The sequence below is a fragment of the Priestia sp. 10L35 genome (genome assembly GCF_056395685.1).
In genome coordinates this window covers 1-19,042 of the sequence record NZ_JBFTKA010000022.1, presented here as the reverse complement: position 1 = coordinate 19,042, position 19,042 = coordinate 1, and the positions used below count along the sequence as shown (strand labels likewise).

At 38.7% G+C, this 19,042-nt stretch carries 17 protein-coding genes, 2 tRNA genes, 1 rRNA gene and 2 riboswitches; of the genes, 3 read left to right on the top strand and 17 right to left on the bottom strand.

The annotated features are described in order from the left end of the window. The 8 genes from AC1DEF_RS28180 to groES all read right to left on the bottom strand — a co-directional run. Positions 1–70 (bottom strand): 16S ribosomal RNA (locus AC1DEF_RS28180); the annotation flags it as partial. A gap of 374 nt (positions 71–444) precedes the next feature. Then, a complete protein-coding gene (locus AC1DEF_RS28175; RefSeq protein WP_034655329.1) occupies positions 445–1,770 on the bottom strand; it encodes an NCS2 family permease in 1,326 nt (441 codons plus the stop codon). A gap of 133 nt (positions 1,771–1,903) precedes the next feature. Beyond that, a riboswitch (purine riboswitch) is annotated at positions 1,904–2,005 on the bottom strand. A gap of 97 nt (positions 2,006–2,102) precedes the next feature. Then, positions 2,103–3,632, bottom strand: coding sequence for a glutamine-hydrolyzing GMP synthase (gene guaA / locus AC1DEF_RS28170; protein WP_097825363.1), 1,530 nt, complete (start codon positions 3,630–3,632; stop codon positions 2,103–2,105). A 122-nt stretch (positions 3,633–3,754) separates the two neighbouring features. After that, positions 3,755–3,856: riboswitch (purine riboswitch) on the bottom strand. Between the two features lie 39 nt (positions 3,857–3,895). Continuing rightward, the gene (locus AC1DEF_RS28165; RefSeq protein ID WP_097825364.1) at positions 3,896–6,088 is read right to left on the bottom strand and encodes a transglutaminase TgpA family protein; all 2,193 of its coding nucleotides are present in this window, start codon (positions 6,086–6,088) and stop codon (positions 3,896–3,898) included. Further along, positions 6,085–7,275, bottom strand: a complete 1,191-nt coding sequence (locus AC1DEF_RS28160; protein WP_097825365.1) for a DUF58 domain-containing protein — start codon at positions 7,273–7,275, stop codon at positions 6,085–6,087. Before AC1DEF_RS28160 ends, AC1DEF_RS28165 begins: the two co-directional genes overlap by 4 nt. Positions 7,276–7,286: 11 nt before the next feature. After that, entirely contained in the window at positions 7,287–8,237 is a 951-nt protein-coding gene (locus AC1DEF_RS28155; RefSeq protein ID WP_097825366.1) for an AAA family ATPase, read from the bottom strand. Positions 8,238–8,395: 158 nt separating this feature from the next. Continuing rightward, positions 8,396–10,027 (bottom strand): chaperonin GroEL, encoded by a 1,632-nt coding sequence (gene groL, locus AC1DEF_RS28150; protein ID WP_013081432.1) that lies wholly within the window; start codon positions 10,025–10,027, stop codon positions 8,396–8,398. 67 nt (positions 10,028–10,094) lie between these two features. Next, positions 10,095–10,379 (bottom strand): co-chaperone GroES, encoded by a 285-nt coding sequence (gene groES, locus AC1DEF_RS28145; protein WP_013055026.1) that lies wholly within the window; start codon positions 10,377–10,379, stop codon positions 10,095–10,097. A gap of 299 nt (positions 10,380–10,678) precedes the next feature. On the opposite strand from groES, the gene AC1DEF_RS28140 reads away from it, so the two are divergent. Further along, positions 10,679–11,407 (top strand): CPBP family intramembrane glutamic endopeptidase, encoded by a 729-nt coding sequence (locus AC1DEF_RS28140; protein WP_097825367.1) that lies wholly within the window; start codon positions 10,679–10,681, stop codon positions 11,405–11,407. Then, complete coding sequence (locus AC1DEF_RS28135; RefSeq protein ID WP_043977171.1) at positions 11,404–11,631, top strand: YdiK family protein; 228 nt, start codon at positions 11,404–11,406, stop codon at positions 11,629–11,631. The genes AC1DEF_RS28140 and AC1DEF_RS28135 overlap by 4 nt, the downstream gene beginning before the upstream one ends. Positions 11,632–11,656: 25 nt before the next feature. Here the strand turns inward: AC1DEF_RS28135 and tatC are convergent, their stop codons facing one another. Genes tatC through AC1DEF_RS28120 form a run of 3 tightly spaced genes read right to left on the bottom strand, consistent with a single transcriptional unit; the run spans position 11,657 to position 13,305 of the window. Beyond that, a complete protein-coding gene (gene tatC / locus AC1DEF_RS28130) occupies positions 11,657–12,412 on the bottom strand; it encodes a twin-arginine translocase subunit TatC (protein WP_013055023.1) in 756 nt (251 codons plus the stop codon). Positions 12,413–12,427: 15 nt separating this feature from the next. Next, positions 12,428–12,613, bottom strand: coding sequence for a twin-arginine translocase TatA/TatE family subunit (tatA, locus tag AC1DEF_RS28125; RefSeq protein ID WP_013055022.1), 186 nt, complete (start codon positions 12,611–12,613; stop codon positions 12,428–12,430). A 53-nt stretch (positions 12,614–12,666) separates the two neighbouring features. Next, positions 12,667–13,305, bottom strand: coding sequence for a redox-sensing transcriptional repressor Rex (locus AC1DEF_RS28120; RefSeq protein ID WP_028410376.1), 639 nt, complete (start codon positions 13,303–13,305; stop codon positions 12,667–12,669). Between the two features lie 458 nt (positions 13,306–13,763). Here AC1DEF_RS28120 and AC1DEF_RS28115 point away from each other — a divergent pair, with 458 nt between their 5' ends. Next, positions 13,764–15,698, top strand: coding sequence for an ABC-F family ATP-binding cassette domain-containing protein (locus AC1DEF_RS28115; protein ID WP_043977175.1), 1,935 nt, complete (start codon positions 13,764–13,766; stop codon positions 15,696–15,698). Positions 15,699–15,952: 254 nt separating this feature from the next. On the opposite strand, the gene tsaD is transcribed toward AC1DEF_RS28115, so the two are convergent. The 6 genes from tsaD to AC1DEF_RS28085 all read right to left on the bottom strand — a co-directional run bounded on the left by tsaD (position 15,953) and on the right by AC1DEF_RS28085 (position 18,972). After that, positions 15,953–16,969 carry a tRNA (adenosine(37)-N6)-threonylcarbamoyltransferase complex transferase subunit TsaD gene (gene tsaD, locus AC1DEF_RS28110; RefSeq protein ID WP_097825368.1) on the bottom strand — a complete coding sequence of 339 codons (1,017 nt, stop codon included), beginning with the start codon at positions 16,967–16,969 and terminating at the stop codon, positions 15,953–15,955. Beyond that, a complete protein-coding gene (gene rimI, locus AC1DEF_RS28105) occupies positions 16,966–17,415 on the bottom strand; it encodes a ribosomal protein S18-alanine N-acetyltransferase (RefSeq protein ID WP_043977177.1) in 450 nt (149 codons plus the stop codon). The genes tsaD and rimI overlap by 4 nt, the downstream gene beginning before the upstream one ends. 14 nt (positions 17,416–17,429) lie before the next feature. After that, the gene (tsaB, locus tag AC1DEF_RS28100; protein ID WP_043977179.1) at positions 17,430–18,128 is read right to left on the bottom strand and encodes a tRNA (adenosine(37)-N6)-threonylcarbamoyltransferase complex dimerization subunit type 1 TsaB; all 699 of its coding nucleotides are present in this window, start codon (positions 18,126–18,128) and stop codon (positions 17,430–17,432) included. After that, the gene (gene tsaE, locus AC1DEF_RS28095; protein WP_013081426.1) at positions 18,125–18,595 is read right to left on the bottom strand and encodes a tRNA (adenosine(37)-N6)-threonylcarbamoyltransferase complex ATPase subunit type 1 TsaE; all 471 of its coding nucleotides are present in this window, start codon (positions 18,593–18,595) and stop codon (positions 18,125–18,127) included. The genes tsaB and tsaE overlap by 4 nt, the downstream gene beginning before the upstream one ends. A 220-nt stretch (positions 18,596–18,815) precedes the next feature. Next, positions 18,816–18,891, bottom strand: a tRNA-Asp gene (locus AC1DEF_RS28090). A gap of 4 nt (positions 18,892–18,895) precedes the next feature. Next, a tRNA-Met gene (locus AC1DEF_RS28085) sits at positions 18,896–18,972 on the bottom strand. Between the last annotated feature and the right edge of the window lie 70 nt (positions 18,973–19,042).

Here is a 19,042-nt window from a genome sequence, read left to right as displayed (position 1 = left end):
TTCGCTCGACTTGCATGTATTAGGCACGCCGCCAGCGTTCATCCTGAGCCAGGATCAAACTCTCCGAAGAAATGTTTGACTTGCTCAATTTAAAAAATAAAAATTAACGTTGACGTTTGTCGCTTTGTTCAGTTTTCAAAGTTCAACCGTTGCTCTGAAGCAACTTTATTAGTATAACATTCTACCATTTTGATGTCAACATCTTTTTTTAAGATGTTTCTCTCAAATGCGCTGTTCATCAGCGACATTTAATAATTTACCATATATAATATATAGAGTCAATCGTTTTTCTAAAAAACTTTATAAATAAAAAAGTTAATGAAGTAAACCTTCAGTAAAATGATTGAATACTCTCTATTACAATAGCAATCTAGCCGCTATGCAGTTTTCTTATCTTACCATAAAAAAAAAGCCCAGTCATTAAACTGAGCTTTTTTATTTAAACTATTCTGCTAAGAATGCAAAATAGAGTATGAAGATGATACAGAGAGCATACATAATTGGATGAACTTCTTTTCCACGCTTGCTGCATAACATTGTAATAGGATAAAAGATAAAACCAACCGCAATACCTGTTGCAATACTGTATGTTAATGGCATCATAATTACCGTGAAAAATGCAGGAACTGCTACTTCGAACTCTTTCCAATTAATTTCCCCTAAATTTGACACCATCAGAGCTCCTACCGTAATTAAAGCCGGCGCAGTAACAGCTGGTGTCACGACCGCTAACAATGGAGAAAAGAACAGTGCAATTAAGAAAAACGCCGCCGTTACGATTGCAGTAAACCCTGAACGTCCGCCCGCTGCTACTCCAGCCGTAGACTCTACATAAGCTGTTGTTGATGAGGTACCAAGAACAGCACCAACTACAATCGCACTAGAATCTGCCAATAACGCTCTGCCCGCTCGCGGAAGCTTATTATCTTTCATAAGCCCAGCTTGACTCGCTACAGCAACCATCGTACCTGCTGTATCGAAGAAATCAACAAATAAGAAAGTTAAAATGACGACTAGCATCTTTACGGTAAAGATATCACCGATATTTTGAAAAGCTGCCCCAAACGTCGGGTCAAGACTAGGAACTGATGAAACAACTGCTTTAGGTGTATCAATTAAACCAAAAGCCATACCCGCTACAGCTGTTACAATCATACCGATAAATACAGCTGCATTTACTCGAAGCACCATTAATACAATAGTAATGACAATGCCAAAAACCGCAAGTAACGTTGTTGGGTTAGTTAAATCACCCAGTCCAACAAATGTGGCATCATCTTTGACGATGATTCCGGCACCTTTCATACCAATAAAACTAATAAATAAACCAATACCTGCTCCAACAGCCATTTTTAATTCAATAGGAATAGAATTAATAATTTTTTCTCGCAGGCTTGTTAATGTTAAAAGAATAAAAATAACACCTGATATCATAACACCCGTTAAAGCCGTCTGCCATGGAATTCCCATTGTCAGAACAACTGTATAAGCAAAAAATGCGTTTAATCCCATACCTGGAGCTAATGAAATTGGATATCTACCAAGCACTCCCATAACAATTGATCCCAAAGCTGCCGCTAAAGCAGTAGCTGTAAATACAGCCCCTTGGTCCATTCTCATACTGTCAGGCAGATCCTTTACATCACTTAGTGATAGCACAGATGGATTAACAAATAAAATGTAAGCCATAGATAGAAAAGTTGTAAGGCCAGCTATAAACTCTTTTCGATAGCTAGTACCCAGCTCTTCAAAACGAAAATACTTCTTCACGTTTTTTCCTCCCTTTATAGAAGCCGCATGCACTTAGGCAAGCCATAAAAAATGCCTCTACACTAGGCGCGTAAAGGCATAAGATCGACTAAAAGAGAAATGTATGAGCCAAAAATACAAAAGATTTTTACACATACATGTATTACTTTCTCGTAGTCAAGCCATTTACGGTAGCTCGGTAGAAACTTTTGGGCCTTATCCCCAAGATTATACGACATTAAAGCTATATCTCGCTATTTTATGTTACTATCCTACCATTAACTTTTAAAAAAAGTCAACAAAAAACGAACATTCTTATAAAAGAATGTTCGTTTGTTCGGTTTTCTTACATATTATTCCCATTCAATTGTTGCAGGTGGCTTACTTGTAATATCATACACTACGCGGTTAATATGCTTAACTTCGTTTACAATACGCGTTGAGATAACTTCAAGCACATCCCAAGGAATACGCGCCCAGTCAGAAGTCATACCATCAATTGATGTAACAGCACGAATACCGATTGTGTAATCATACGTACGAGCATCTCCCATTACACCTACACTGCGGATGTCAGGAAGAACCGTAAAGTATTGCCAGATATCGCGCTCTAAGTCAGCTTTTGCAATCTCTTCACGTAAAATAGCATCTGACTCACGTACAATTTCTAACTTCTCTTCCGTAATTGCACCAAGTACACGAATACCTAGACCTGGTCCTGGGAAAGGTTGACGCCAAACGATGTTATCAGGGATACCTAATTCAGAACCTAATGCACGTACTTCATCTTTGAATAGCGTGTTTAACGGTTCGATTAGTTTGAACTGCATATCTTCCGGTAATCCACCTACATTGTGGTGAGATTTGATCGTTTGAGCTGTAGCTGTCCCACTCTCGATAATATCTGTGTATAGCGTACCTTGAGCTAGGAAATCAAACCCTTTTAATTTAGCAGCTTCGTCATCGAATACATAAATAAATTCATTACCGATGATTTTACGCTTTTGTTCAGGATCTGATACGCCGTTTAATTTTTCTAAGAAGCGATCTTTTGCATCGATTTTAATTACGTTCATATTAAAGCCTTCGCTAAATGTTTCCATTACGCTTTCCGCTTCACCTTTACGTAATAAACCGTGATCTACGAACATACATGTTAACTGATCACCAATTGCTTTGTGAATTAACACAGCTACTACTGAAGAGTCTACTCCACCGCTAAGTGCGCAAAGTACTTTTCTATCTCCAACTGTTTCACGGATTTTATCCATTTCAACTTCAATGAAGTTCTCGATTGACCAGTTTGCTTCAGCATGACATACTTCAAACACGAAGTTCTTTAAGATATGGTTACCATGCACTGAATGGCGAACTTCTGGATGGAACTGCACTCCGTACATATTCTTATCTTTGTTACTCATTGCGGCAATTGGACAAGATGGGCTAGTTGCGTCCACTTCAAAACCAGCTGGTGTTTCTACAACTAAATCACCGTGACTCATCCAAACAACTTGTTCTTTTGGCAACTCATGGTACATTAATGAATCGTTTTGTACGTTAATCGCTGCTTTACCATATTCACGATGGCTAGCACCTTCTACCTTCCCGCCAAAATGATGAGTCATTAATTGCATTCCATAACAAATACCTAAAACAGGAATATCTAATTCAAAAATGTTTTCATCGCAGTGAAATGCGTTTTCACCGTACACACTGTTTGGGCCTCCAGAGAAAATAATTCCCTTTGGATTTAATGCTTTAATCTCTTCTGCTGTAATTGTGTGCGGATGCAATTCACTATATACTCCGAACTCGCGAATGCGACGCGTAATCAGTTGGTTATATTGACTACCAAAATCTAATACAACAATCATGCCTTCCATCTTGTTCACCTCTCCGAATGTGTAAATAATCACTTGTTATTATGCCCTAAAATATAAAAAAACTAGACTTCTCCCTCAAAAAACAAAGGCAGAAGTCTAGTTGAGCACGACGTTTATCGTCAAATAGACTGTTCTGCCTTCATAGTCAGATCGTTTAAGGTGACCCGGTAGAGACTCTCGAACCATATTATCGAGGATATATGAAGGTATACGAAACATTTATAGTAAGTTCGAGAATATTCTATCAATCCGCGAAACAATGGTCAAGAACTCGTTTTTTTGATTAAATTTTCCCACAATTCAATCGACTCTTTCCATTCTTTTATGGAATCTGCATTTCGATACAAAACCCGCTCATATTTTTCCGTTAATTGTAGCATATTTACCGTATTTAATTTTTCGTCTACTTCTCCTGCAAAGTCGCGCAGCGTCTGACTTTCTTGCCGCTTTAGTCCATTTGCAGCGAGTCTTTTAAGTAAAAAAGCATACGCTGATTCAAAGGTTTCCACACTCTCTTTCTTTTTATAAAAAGAGATATAAAAAGGTAAAAACCATTTAAATCGATTGAGATATATTACTATTAACATAACTACAATCAGTCCGCAGAAAAGTACTTTCCACTTCATAGACAACTTAGCATTTTGAAGAGAAGCTGTTTTTTCTTTCGCTTTTTCTTCTTGTGCCGGAAGCTCTTTTTCCTTAGGCTGCTTCTTCACTTGCGTTTCTTGTTTCTCTTCTTCCCTTTGACTATTTTCACTAGAGTTGTTAGGTTGGCTATCTACAAAATCATAAGGATTAGAAAAACTTTTTGTTGGTTCAAAAGGTACCCAACCCGCTCCTGGAAAATAGACTTCGACCCAAGAATGAGCATTATTTTGTGTGATTTCATAGGTTGTCCACTTACTACTTCCTGAAATGACGGTGGCATCACCTTCTGTATAGCCCTTTACCCACCGAGCAGGAATATCTAATGAACGAAGCAGCACAACCATAGAAGTAGAGAAGTTATCACAGTACCCTCTTTTTGTATCAAATAAAAATTGATCCACATAATCTTTATTTTTCGTAGGAATTGGAACATTTTCAGTATCATATACATATGGATTTGATCGGAAGTATTCTTCAACGGCTTTCGCTTTTTCATAACGATTGTTCTTATTTTTTGTTACCTCACGAGCTAAATCCTTTACTCGTTTCGGCAAGTTAGCAGGAAGTTGTGTATACCTTGCTATAAATTCGTTATTATTCTCTAAACTCTCTGCCTTTTTTTCCTCTGCTTGCTGAAGAAGTCCAATATCAAATACGGGATATTTATACGTCATCTCATACGATTGAACAGTAACAAGCTTGTCATTTTGATAAGGATATAATTTTTCATTTGTCGGTGTAACATCCGTTTGAATGCCATTTTTTAAGGTTAGCGACAGCAGTTGAGGAACATGCATAAGATGAACAGAAGGCTGCGAATAGGTAACTTCTGCTTTTCTTACTTGTCCTGCTACACTTGAGTCATATTGAGGGAGTAAGTTTTCATTTCCTTTAAAGGGTACTTTTTCTTCCTCTTTAGACAGCTCCCACCCCTTACCTGTATAAACATCCTTCGTTTCAATACGCCAATAGTGCTCATCCTCTACTTTGGCTGTAAACACAACCGTATCATCATTGACAAACGATCCCCCCAATTTAGAATCGTCCATATCATAGCCAATTCGTTGACCGCTTGCAGATTCTCCCTGTCCTTGATTTGTTGTATGCGCTGTGATAAAAGGTACGGGATCTGGCCACTGTGGCCCTGGTTTAGGAGCGAGATAAGCCAGCACAATGACGATAGCTAAAAAGCTGCCTAGAAAAAGAAACGATCGTTTTCTATTTTCTAAACGCTCAGTGCTCGCAGCTTTTATGCGTTCAGGATTTATGCGAAGCATGGCTACTAATAAAAATCCAATAATGGTCACGCGAATAATAGCAGCTCCCGCATCGTAAGCAGAAAAGGTATCCAACACGGTAATATACAAAATGGTTAAGAAGAAAAAGAAGAAAATTCTTTTTTGGTAAAAGATCCAATATCGAATTAAATAAGCCATAATCCAAAGCAGCACAAAAAATAAAGTGCTCCTCATTTCAAATGATAAATTCGCTATATTCCACTCCATGATACTTTGTGCATCTGACTGAAGAATCTCCAAAAGTCTCGGAAGCCAGTCTGAAGAAAAGAATGCTCCTTGGAAATAGAGATTGTGAAGCAAAAACAAAATAAACAATATACTCCCTAACGTCATCACGATAAACGGCAAGCGAAACGTTAAACACAAAAAACAGTAAGCAACAAACAAGATAAAGTACTGAATTTGATTGGTATCTGTCACTTCATTTAAAGGAAGAAGCCATTCCACTAATAAAAAGAATGCTCCCGCGTACAATAAGATGTTTTTTACATACAAAGCTGATTTATTCACTTATTTCCGCCCTCACTTCCTTTAGATGATAGAGGAAGAGGAATATTAACGACTTCAATCGTTAAAGCAGAAGATTGTATTCCATTTACAATAACCGTCTCTTCGTCACTAAGCCCTGCTCCTTCATCTTTAACGACAATTATTGATGCCTTAGCATGCAGACTCAGCTTAGATTGAACCTGCCCAATGAGAGTCCCTGTAACTTGACTGACAATGACCATAAAAGAATGCTGTTTTTGAATGGCAATACTCTTAAATTCTGTTTCGAATGCTCGATTGTTAACGGGCTGCGCACGCGCTAAGTGATACAACAGGTTATCGGACTCACTTTGTTCAGAGGTTTTCGATGAAAAAAGTGCATCTCCAGCTAAAAGAAAATCGACTTTTTTACGCTTGGTTTCTTCATGAATGATCATGGATGCCAGAAAGCTCATTCGTTCTTCAAAGTATAAACAGCTGATAACATCTGCAATGATAATCATACTCCGTTCATGATAATGACCAAACTCTTTAGAAATCAACGTAGCTTTACGAGCCGTCGCCTTCCAATCGATAGACCCTAATCGGTCACCCGGCTGGTATTCTCTAATGCCTGTCACTAACGTAGTAGATTGATTCCCCGTCGAAACTTCATTTTTTCCTTCTTCTATTCCCGCTAAAAGAAACGGGATATCTATCTCATGGATTTGAGGATACACGACAAAACGCTGCTGCAGTGGATAATATGCCTTCTTTTTTACAATCCCTAATAAATCACTCAGTTCAATCGAAATCGTAAAAAATTCATATTCTCCTCTTTCTACAAACGATCTTTCATACGGAACAACAGCGTTTCGTTGAAAAAGCGGATAAATTGTTCTTTCTTCTTGATCTAAAAGGTTACTCTCCTCTTTCACTGCTGCCATATAAACAGGAAAAGCCGAGGAGCGTTTAATGTGAATGTCATACGAAAGATGATCTCCAGCGAATCGAGGCTGTAGCTTCACATCACGAGTAACATTCCACTTCTTTAAAGGATAAAGCAAAACGGCTGCCGCATATAATCCAAAAGGTAAGAAGCTATAAAATAAAAACCAGCTGACAAAGCCCCCTTGAAACATCGCGTAAGAAAACGTAGCAGCAAAGATGCAAAATAAAACGAACCAGTCTCTACATTTATTCCATATCACTTTTATATACTGTTTCATAAAGTACCCTCTTACCTTTTAACAGGTACTTTCGTATCAGCCATAATTTGCTTCATCACATCACTCGCTGTTAAGCCGCTGTACTGAGTATCAGGTCTTAGCGTTAATCGATGTGCACACACATACGAAGCAAGCTCTTGAACATCATCAGGAAGACAGTAATCTCTTCCCTTCACTAAAGCATATGCTTGAACGGCCTTCATAAATGAAACCGTCCCACGAGGACTGATACCTAACGAAACATGTGGATGAGAGCGCGTTTTGCGAATGATTTCGATGATATAGTGCTTGATCGCATCATCTACATAAATACTGCTTACAGTTTTTTGAGCCTGTACTAATTCTGGAATGCTCATGACGGGTTTGACATCCTCAAGATTGACTTGAGTCGATACGCCGTTTAAAATTTGAAGCTCCTCTTCCTGTGTAGGATACCCCATGCTTAATTTGAATAAAAATCGATCCAGCTGCGCTTCCGGCAAATGATAGGTCCCATCAAAATCAACAGGATTTTGAGTAGCCATCACAAAAAAAGGCGCTGGAATTTCCCGGGTGATACCATCGGTTGTTACATGATGCTCAGCCATTGCTTCTAAAAGCGCCGATTGTGTTTTAGGAGAAGTCCTGTTAATCTCATCAGCGAGCACAATATGGCTCATGATAGGACCTGGACGAAAATGAAATTCCATGTCTTTTGGACTGTAAATAGAAACACCTGTTACATCGGACGGCAGCAAATCGGGCGTGAATTGAATTCGTTTAAATTCTGCATCAATCGATTTGGCCAGTGCCTTCACGAGCATCGTTTTCCCCACACCCGGCACATCTTCAAGCAAAATATGCCCCTCTGCAAGCAAAGCAACCAAACTCAACGTAGATACCTGACGCTTTCCAATCACAATTTGATCGATGTTTTCTAATACTTGATTTAATTTATTATTAATATGATCCAGCTGAATCAATAAAGCTCCCCCTTAAAACTCAGTTAAGCCTTGAGTTTAATAAGTTTTCCAATAAACATAGTACTATCTTAACAAATTTTAAAAAAATCTGAAAATATTAATGCACGCAAAAAAGCGACCAAGTGAGTACTTGGTCGCTTTTTTAGTTAGGGCAGTGATTACATCATGCCGCCCATTCCACCCATGCCGCCCATGTCAGGCATTGCAGGTGCTCCGCCTTCTTCTGGCTTGTCAGCAACAACTGCTTCAGTTGTTAAGAACATAGCCGCTACAGAAGAAGCATTTTGAAGAGCTGAACGCGTTACTTTTGTTGGGTCAACGATACCAGTGTCTAGCATATTTACCCACTCGCCAGTTGCAGCGTTAAATCCAGTTCCAACAGCTTCGCCTTTTAGACGCTCAACGATTACTGATCCTTCTAAACCAGCGTTGTGAGCAATTTGGCGTACAGGCTCTTCAATCGCACGTAATACGATGTTGATACCTGTAGCAGTGTCACCATCAGCTTCGATGCTTGCTACTTTATTATAGATATTTACTAATGCAGTACCACCACCAGCTACGATACCTTCTTCAACCGCAGCACGCGTAGAGTTTAATGCATCTTCAATACGTAATTTACGTTCTTTTAACTCAGTTTCAGTTGCCGCACCAACTTTAATTACAGCTACGCCACCAGCAAGTTTTGCTAAGCGCTCTTGTAATTTTTCACGGTCAAACTCTGAAGTTGTTTCTTCAAGCTGAGCTTTGATTTGGTTTACGCGTGCTAGGATGTCTTCTGCGTTTCCTGCACCGTTTACAACTGTTGTATTTTCTTTTGTTACAACAATTTTAGAAGCGCGACCTAATTGATCGATGCTTGCTGTTTTTAGGTCAAGACCAAGCTCTTCAGTGATTACTTCTCCGCCTGTTAAGATCGCAACGTCTTGTAGCATTGCTTTACGACGATCACCGAAACCAGGAGCTTTAACAGCTACAGCTGTGAATGTACCACGAAGTTTGTTCACAACTAATGTTGCTAAAGCTTCGCCTTCTACGTCTTCAGCGATGATTAATAGAGGCTTGCCTTGTTGAACAACTTGCTCTAATACCGGTAAGATTTCTTGAATGTTACCGATTTTTTTGTCTGTGATTAAGATGTATGGATCATCTAATACAGCTTCCATTTTATCTGAATCAGTTACCATGTAAGGAGATGCATACCCACGGTCAAACTGCATACCTTCTACCACTTCTAATTCAGTTGTGAAACCTTTTGATTCTTCAAGTGTGATAACGCCGTCGTTACCAACGCGCTCCATTGCTTCAGCAATTAATTGACCTACTTCTTCGTCAGCTGCTGAGATAGCCGCTACTTGAGCAATTGAATCTTTACCTTGAATTGGTTTAGAGATTGCTTTTAGTTCTTCAACCGCTACAGCTACTGCTTTTTCCATACCTTTACGGATACCCATTGGGTTAGCACCAGCCGTTACGTTTTTAAGACCTTCTCTGATCATTGCTTGCGCTAAAACTGTTGCAGTAGTTGTACCGTCACCAGCAACGTCGTTTGTTTTGCTAGCAACTTCGGCTACTAATTTAGCACCCATATTTTCAAATGCGTCTTCTAATTCGATTTCTTTTGCAATTGTTACACCGTCATTTGTAATAAGCGGTGAACCGAATTTCTTTTCTAATACAACGTTACGACCTTTTGGTCCAAGCGTTACTTTTACAGCATTTGCTAATGTATCTACACCACGTAGCATTGCGCGACGTGCTTCTTCGCTAAATTTAATGTCTTTTGCCATGTTCTTTGACCTCCTCAAGATGTTCTTAATAATCTATTTTTTACGTATGATAAGTTTGTGGTTAAAATTAGCCGATTACAGCTAAAATATCGCTTTCGCGTAAAATTAAGTATTCAGTACCTTCGTATTTCACTTCAGTACCCGCATATTTTGAGAAGATGATACGATCGCCCGCAGCTACTTCTAAAGCTACACGCTCACCGCTTTCTAATACTCGGCCTGTACCAACAGCAACAATTTTACCCTCTTGTGGCTTTTCTTTTGCACTGTCCGGTAACACGATACCGCTTGCTGTTTTTTCCTCAGATTTTACAAGTTCAATCACTACGCGATCACCTAATGGCTTTAACAAGTGAAACAACCTCCTCAAATAATATGTTTGCATTTTTATTAGCACTCAACCTCAACGAGTGCTAACACAATTATTATATTAAAACAAAGTGGGTTTTTTTTGCAAGTATTAAACAAAAAAAATTTAAAATTTACGAAAACTACATATAATAGTTTTAGATTTCGACGATTTTGAGAAATAAAGCATTCTTTTCTCTGTTCAATAATATGTATGTTACAATACGAGCAAGAAGAAATTACTAACTTTACAGTACTTCTTCGACATATATACATAAAAACCTTTTAAAGGAGTATAGAAGATTGGAAAAACGTTATTGGTATGTTATCCTCACCTACATCCTTATGCAGTTTTCAGGAGTTGTTGGTATACCGCTGTTAAAATTAACAGGAATGTTTGATCAATATCCAGTTCGAACAGCGAATGTCATGCTTTTGACTTATTGGACCATCATTAGCTTTATCCTTGGTTTACTTATTGTCTTACTGCTGCTGCGCCGTGACATGTCCATGCGTATAGAACATGCGGGAACAACGGTAACTGTGGTCTGGTCAGTCCTTGGGGTGTTCCTGGCTATGGCTGGTCAAGCTGTAGCAGGTATGATTGAGCACGCTCTTGGCATTACCCAAGTATCTGAAAACACACAAAATATTGTTAATCTTGTTAAAGCAACGCCGTTCCTCATTGTCGTTACGTCTGTTATTGGACCAATTCTAGAAGAGATTATTTTTCGAAAGATTATTTTCGGCTCTCTTCACAAACGATATAATTTCTTTGTCTCTGCATTTATTAGTTCCCTTATTTTCGCTGCCGTACACTGGGATTTTAAACATTTGCTCGTGTATACAGCCATGGGATTTGTATTTGCATTCCTTTATGCAAGAACAAAACTAATTATTGTACCCATTATTGCTCACGTGTTGATGAATACAATCGTTATTTTATCTCAAACTATTTTTGCAGATAAAATTATAGAAATGCAAAAGCAAGCAGAACAAATGCAGTTTATTTTTGGAGGCATGTTTTTATGAAGAATATCCCTTTAACACGAGGGTTTATTTATATTATTATGGGGGTTTTATTCACCTACCTGGCTATTCAAAATGCTCAGGAAACCGTGTGGAATTTCCCCACGATCTTATTTGCACTCGTAGCCGCGTTCGATTTCAGATTTGCGGTGCGCATTTTTATCTTGCACTATAAAATTAAAAAGTTGCAGCAGCAATATAAAAATCAAGATGATTCATCTAAATAAAAAAACCACTGTTTCAGTGGTTTTTTTACATACTAACATCTTCTCTTTCTTGCTCTGCCCTTGCCTTTAACACTTTGCGATACGAAATGCGGGAAATAATGATGCTGATTTCATACAAAATTAAGAGCGGCACTGTCACCATCATGTGCGAGAGCAATTCTGGTGGTGTAATAAGTGCGGCAATAACTAGCAGTACGAAATAGGCATACTTTCGAATTTGAGATAAAAACATAGGCGTGATAATACCTAATCGCGTCAAAAACATGACGACAACAGGAAGCTGAAACAACAGGCCAAAAGGCAGTGTGAGCTGCATTAAAAAAGAAAAGTATTCATTAATGCCAATCACTTGGTTTACATTCAGCTCATCAGAAACGCGCGTCATAAAATCGACGACAAATGGAAACAACACAAAATAAGAAAAAGAGACACCGCCGATAAAGAGAAAAATGGAAACAGGAATATATCCAAGCGTTACCTTACGCTCTTTTTCATATAAACCAGGACTAATAAATGCCCAAAGTTGATACAGTGCAACAGGAGCTGCAAGTACACAGCCGATAATAACAGCAAACTGCATATAAATCTTAACTGGATCTGTTAGCCTAAATGCATTCATCGTTAAATTTTTTGCCTCATCAGCATGCTGTAAATAGACAATAACCTTATCCGCTATAAAAAAGCCGCCAATTGTGGCAATGACAAAGAAAAATAAAACAATTAAAATGCGCTTTCGCAGCTCTCCTATATGATCATATATTGACATTTCTTGTTCGGTCATACTATGATCACCCTTTTACTCTTTGTCATCTACTTGACGCTGTTTATCTTTTTCACGATCTTCTGAGGCACCGCTAGCGGCATGCTTAAACTCTCTAAGCGTTTGCCCGACTGATCTTCCTAGCTCCGGTAACCGTTTCGGTCCAAAAATAAGCAGTGCTACAATCGCAATAATAATCCAACTGCCTGCTCCAATCCCCATATTCCCACTCTCCTTATTAATTTAGACTTAAGGAAATCGTAACACAGTCCATCTTATTCAACAGGATAATTTTTCAAAAAGTAGACAAGCGACTGTAATTCTACAGCCAGATCAATATGATGCAGTCGAATCTCATCCGGTACGTTTAAGCGTGCAGGAGTGAAGTTTAGAATCCCTTTAATTCCGCAACTCACTAAACGATCGGTAATTTGCTGAGCCACAGTGGCAGGAACGGTTAAAATCGCCACTGAGATATCATCACTCATATAATCTTCCAATTGGTCAAGGTGATAAACCGGCACGTCGCCTACTTTTGTACCGACTTTATCTTCTATCACATCAAAAGCGCACTCAATTTTGGTGTTATTATTTTTAATAAAATTATAATTTAAAAAGGCCGTTCCCAGATTCCCTACGCCAATCAGTGCTACTTTCGTTACTTCATCTTGGTCTAACGTTTTACGGAAAAATGTAAGTAAATAATTCACATTGTAGCCGTATCCCTTTTTCCCTAATGCTCCAAAGTAAGAAAAATCCCGGCGAATAGTAGCAGAATCAACTTTCACTGCCTCACTTAACTCCGCTGACGAAACACGCTGTTTACCAGAAGCATGCAAGTTTTTTAAAAAACGATAATAAAGCGGCAATCGTTTAGCCGTTGCTTGTGGTATTTTTAATTGTTCAGTGTTCACGTTGTACCCCCTCAGTTCATGTATGTCATTACTAACATTTTCAAGTCATATTGCATTACCTTTCACAAAGCCTCAACCGCCTTGAGGTAGCGCTTCCAATTCTCTCTCTTTTCTCTTGTTTTATATATACTCCGCTTCACACCCCGACGCCTTTTGTCTATCCAGGAATACTTAAAGTCGGTAGCTAGAACGAAGCAATTAGCCCTTCAAAGGATCCGTTTGTTAGTCATGACGGATTTTCTACATCCATCATATATAAGTTCAGAGATGCACTTATCTCTTATTTTAACATAGTATCCTGTATAAAATGTGCAGGTAAAATCATTTTATTTCATGAATCAAAACATTCGCTTCATCATTTGTTCTTGTCCCTCTACAAATTACAAACGCTTGTAGGAAGAACTTGTAGTTGAAAATATGTTAAAATACACTATGGATATACTACTAGAGGTGAAAAAATGATTATTCTACAATTGAACGGTATTACAAAATACTATGGGGCAGAACCCATTTTATCGAATATAAAGTTAGAAGTACAATCAAAAGACCGCATTGCCCTAGTGGGACGAAACGGTGCAGGTAAATCAACTTTATTAAAAATTATTGCTGAGCAGCTTTCTTATGACAGCGGAGAAATTATTAAACCTAAAGGTGTTTCCATTGATTATATGGGACAAGATACAGTTCTTGAGTCAACACTCTCCATATGGGAAGAAATGATGACAGTCTTTGCTCCGTTAAAGAAGATGGAAAAAGAATTACGTACGCTTGAAACGAAGATGGGCGATCCAGACATTTTTAATGATTCAGTTCAATACGAAAAACTAACCAAAGAGTACGATCAGCTTCAAGTAACGTTCAAAGATTTAGGCGGCTATCAATATGAAGCGGATACACGATCTATTCTTCACGGTTTCCGTTTCTCAAACTTTGACTATAGCACCCCTATTTCCTCCTTGAGCGGTGGACAAAAAACGCGCTTGGCTCTTGCAAAACTGCTTTTAACAAAGCCAGACTTGCTTATTCTGGATGAGCCTACCAACCACTTAGATATTGAAACTTTAGCATGGCTGGAACAGTTTCTGCAAGGGTATGAAGGAGCTATTTTAATTGTTTCACACGATCGTTACTTCCTTGATAAGGTCGTAAATCAAGTGTATGAAGTCACACAAAAAACAACGGTCAAGTACACGGGCAACTACTCTAAATACCTTGTACAAAAAGCAGAGCGATATGAAAAAGAGTTGCGTCAGTACGAAAAGCAGCAAGATGAAGTCGCAAAACTGAATGATTTTATTCAACGAAACATCGCCCGCGCATCGACTACAAAACGTGCGCAAAGCAGACGTAAGCAGCTCGATCGAATGGAGTTAATAAATCGACCTAACGAAGGCGAAAAATCAGCTAGTTTTTCGTTTGAAATTGAGCGTCAAAGCGGAAATGAAGTCTTAAATCTCGAAAACGTGTCCATCGGATATGATGAAAACAAATATGTCGTCCAAGACGCAAACCTTCGGATTAAAAAAGGTGAAAGCCTTGCGTTGGTTGGTCCTAATGGAGTTGGGAAATCTACGTTATTAAAAGGTATTGTGGATAAACTAAGCTTCAAGACTGGAACCATTTCTTTTGGCTCAAACGTAATGGTTGGTTATTACGACCAAGAGCAAGCTAATTTAACGTCTAATAAAACTGTTTTAAATGAGCTTTGGGATGACTACCCATCCAAACCTGAAAAAGAAATTCGTACAGCGCTTGGAAATTTTCTGTTTTCAGGTGATGATGTACTGAAAATCGTTTCGACGCTTAGCGGTGGTGAAAAAGCACGTTTGGCTCTTGCGAAGCTTATGCTTCAAAAAGCTAATTTCTTAATTTTGGATGAACCTACTAACCATCTTGATTTAGATAGCAAACAAGTACTCGAGAATGCGTTAATTGATTACCCAGGGACTCTATTATTTGTTTCACATGACCGTTATTTTATTAATCGTATTGCAAACAAAATAGCAGAGCTATCTCCTGAAGGAGTAGAAGAATTTCTTGGAGATTATGACTATTATGTAGAAAAGAAAGCAGAAATAGAGGAAATCAAAGAATTAGAAAATATAAAAGCCAACGAAGAACGTACGGTAAAAGTAGATAAACAGTCTTATAAACAAGATAAAGAACAAAAGAAATTGATGAGGCAGCGAACGCGCCGAATTGAAGAAATTGAAACTGAAGTAAACAAATTAGAAGCCGCACAAGCGGAGAATGAAGAACTTCTTTGTAATCCTGAAATTTATCAAAACCACGAAGAAGTATCAAGATTAAACGGTGAAAATGAAAAAATTTCTTCACAGTTATCCACATTAATGGAAGAGTGGGAAGAATTACAGCTGCTTCTAGAAGAATAGCCTATATTTTTTCGTATTTATTCACCCTATTTACTTGTTCGTGCGCTTTAGGACAAGCTTTATCCACTCTGTGAATAAATAGTGGATATCTGTCTGATTTTCATAATTAAAACTTGTTGATAACATGTCCGTGTACTGAGTGCACGGACTTTTCCACATAATTATCCACAGTCAATTCTAAATTTATTGAATATTGTTGATAAATCATTTTTATCCACAAAAAAGACGAATGAGAAATAAATCTCATTCGTCTCTTACTCTTCCAAGTCTAAACCGGGGTTTGCGTTTAATGACATATCTGAGCGTTTTCCTTGAGCAAATCGTACACTTGCCGCTGCTCCAATCATTGCGGCATTATCCGTGCATAGAGATAGCGGCGGGATAATAAGCTCAATGTTTGATAATGGTGCAAATGCTTCTTCTAGCGCTGCTCTAAGTCCTTTATTAGCAGCAACTCCTCCTGCTACTAACACTTGCTTAACCTTATATTCCTTTGCAGCTTTAACCGTTTTAGTTACTAACACATCAATAACACTCGCTTGAAAGCTAGCAGCAAGTGTTTGTGGAAGAATTTCTTCACCTTTTTGCTTCGCGTTGTGGACAGTGTTAATAACTGCTGATTTTAACCCACTGAAACTAAAATCATAGGATCCTTCTTCTAGCCAAGCACGCGGCAAATCAATTAATGGCTCTCCTTCATGTGCAAGGCGGTCAATATGAGGTCCGCCTGGATATGGAAGGTTTAACGTGCGGGCTACTTTATCGTAGGCTTCTCCTGCCGCATCATCTCTCGTTTCACCAATCACTTTAAACTGACCGTGACTTTCCATGTATACAAGCTCTGTATGCCCTCCAGATACAACTAGCGATAAAAGCGGGAATTCTAATTTTTTGATTAGCTGATTTGCATAAATATGTCCTGCAATATGATGAACACCAATTAATGGCTTTTGGTGTGCAAATGCTAGCGCTTTGGCTGCATTTACGCCAATAAGAAGTGCTCCCACAAGCCCAGGTCCTTCCGTTACAGCTATTGCATCAATATCTGCAAACGTCAAGTTCGCTTGATTTAAAGTTTCTTCAACTACTACCGTAATTTGTTCCACATGATGACGAGATGCAATCTCCGGTACGACACCGCCAAATCGTTTATGGCTTTCTATTTGTGATGCCACCACATTGGCTACAATTTCATGACCGTTTCGAATCACGGCCGCTGCTGTCTCATCACAGCTTGTTTCTAATGCTAAAATTAATTGATTTTCACTCATAAATTCACCCACATAACTAATGCATCCTCATTGTTATCAGAATAATAATTCTTACGAATACCTCCAGGTTTAAAACCTAGCTTTTGATACAATGATTGTGCAATATGATTAGATACCCTAACTTCTAATGTCATTGACACAGCACCTAGTTTTCGAAGAACGTCCATCACGTTGCGCAGCAGCAATTCACCGAGTCCCTTACCTCGGTAGTCTGGCAATAGGGCAATGTTGGTTACATGTGCTTCGTCAATAACAATCCACGTTCCGCAATACCCAATAATATTTTCTCCTTCTTCCATCACAATGTAAGTTGAAAATTGATTATTGGTTAACTCATTTTGAAACGCTTCTGAACTCCAAGGTGTCGTAAAAGACTTCTCTTCGATTTTCACTACTTGATCAATATCTTTAACTTCCATTAAACGAAACTTAATTGTTAGTTTCATGTTTATACCTTCTTTTATCCTTTTTGCTGTGAAGCAAGCCAGTTAGCTTCGGCTTCAGCTAAACGAATGTAGTTCGGAACAAAAGTATGCACAGACTGCGGCTCTTTCTTCATTCCTAAAAAAGCCAATTCACTTGGTCTTGGATTAAACTGCTGAACATGGGCAAATACAGCTTGTTTACCCAGCACTTCTTTTAACGCCTCTTCATGCATGGGAAGATCATTGCCTATGAATAAAATGGGTTTGTTGTATGACTTTAAATGTTCCGCCCAGTCCTTATTAATAACAAGTCGATCACTTTCAACTTCTAGAAGACCTCGTTCATTATTCCATTCATATAGTCCTGTATAAAGCTGTTGACGGCGCGCATCAAATAACGGAGCAATATACCCATCAAAATAGCGACCGTTTGCTGCTAGTGCTTCAAGGCTAGATACACCTATTAAAGGAATATTTAAAGTCCAAGCAAGTGTCTTGGCAATGGTAACGCCAATTCGTACACCTGTATAAGATCCGGGACCATGTGCCACTACAATACGGTCTAGCTCGCTTGGCGCAATATCACAATCCTTTAACAAAGATTCCACAGCGTTCATCACACGAACGGAGTGATTCTTTTTTAGATTCGTAATAATTTCTCCAATTACTTTGTTTTCTTCAACGACAGCAACACCCATGACAAAATTGGATGTATCAATGGCTAACATTTTCATCTTTTAAAAAGCTCCTTACATATTTCAACGTACCGACTGCCTATCGCTTTTACAAGGATTTTACGAGTCGTTTCGTTTTCATGGTAAATATTGATTTGAATATATTCATTAGGAAGCTGCTCTTCAATCAGATGAGCCCACTCCACGACCGTCACGCCATCTCCTTCAAAATACTCATCGAACCCTAGGTCTTCAAATTCATCCCCTAGACGGTACACATCCATATGATAAAGAGGAAGGCGACCGCTTTTGTATTCTTTAATGATCGTAAATGTCGGGCTATTCACATTGCGTTCAATTCCTAATCCTTTAGCTAAACTTTTTGTGAATGTTGTCTTTCCAGCTCCCAAATCGCCTTCAAGCAGCAGCACGTCACCAGCTTCTAATAAAGTTGCTAGACGAGCAGCCAGCTGATTAGTTTCATCAGGAGACGTAGACATAAACGTAAATTCGTTAATCTCTGTCATTCATTCAGAACCTCATTTCAATCTGTATATATATATTGTAAACGTTGTGGACTATACATATCCAGTAAGAAATCCAACAATCTTTAACATCGCAATTCTATAAGGAAATTTCTTTGTATATAAAAAATTCCTTAGGATTGCTCCTAAGGACGGTAAAGTTTTATATAAAAATGGTTCAAACAATAAAAAAGACGAAACACATTGTTTCGTTTCTAAAACATGGCGGTCCCGACGGGAATCGAACCCGCGATCTCCTGCGTGACAGGCAGGCATGTTAACCGCTACACCACGGGACCATGTTGGTTGCGGGGACAGGATTTGAACCTGCGACCTTCGGGTTATGAGCCCGACGAGCTACCGAACTGCTCCACCCCGCGATGATAAAAAAGCAAAATAAAAATGCCTAGCGATGTCCTACTCTCACAGGGACAAAGTCCCAACTACCAT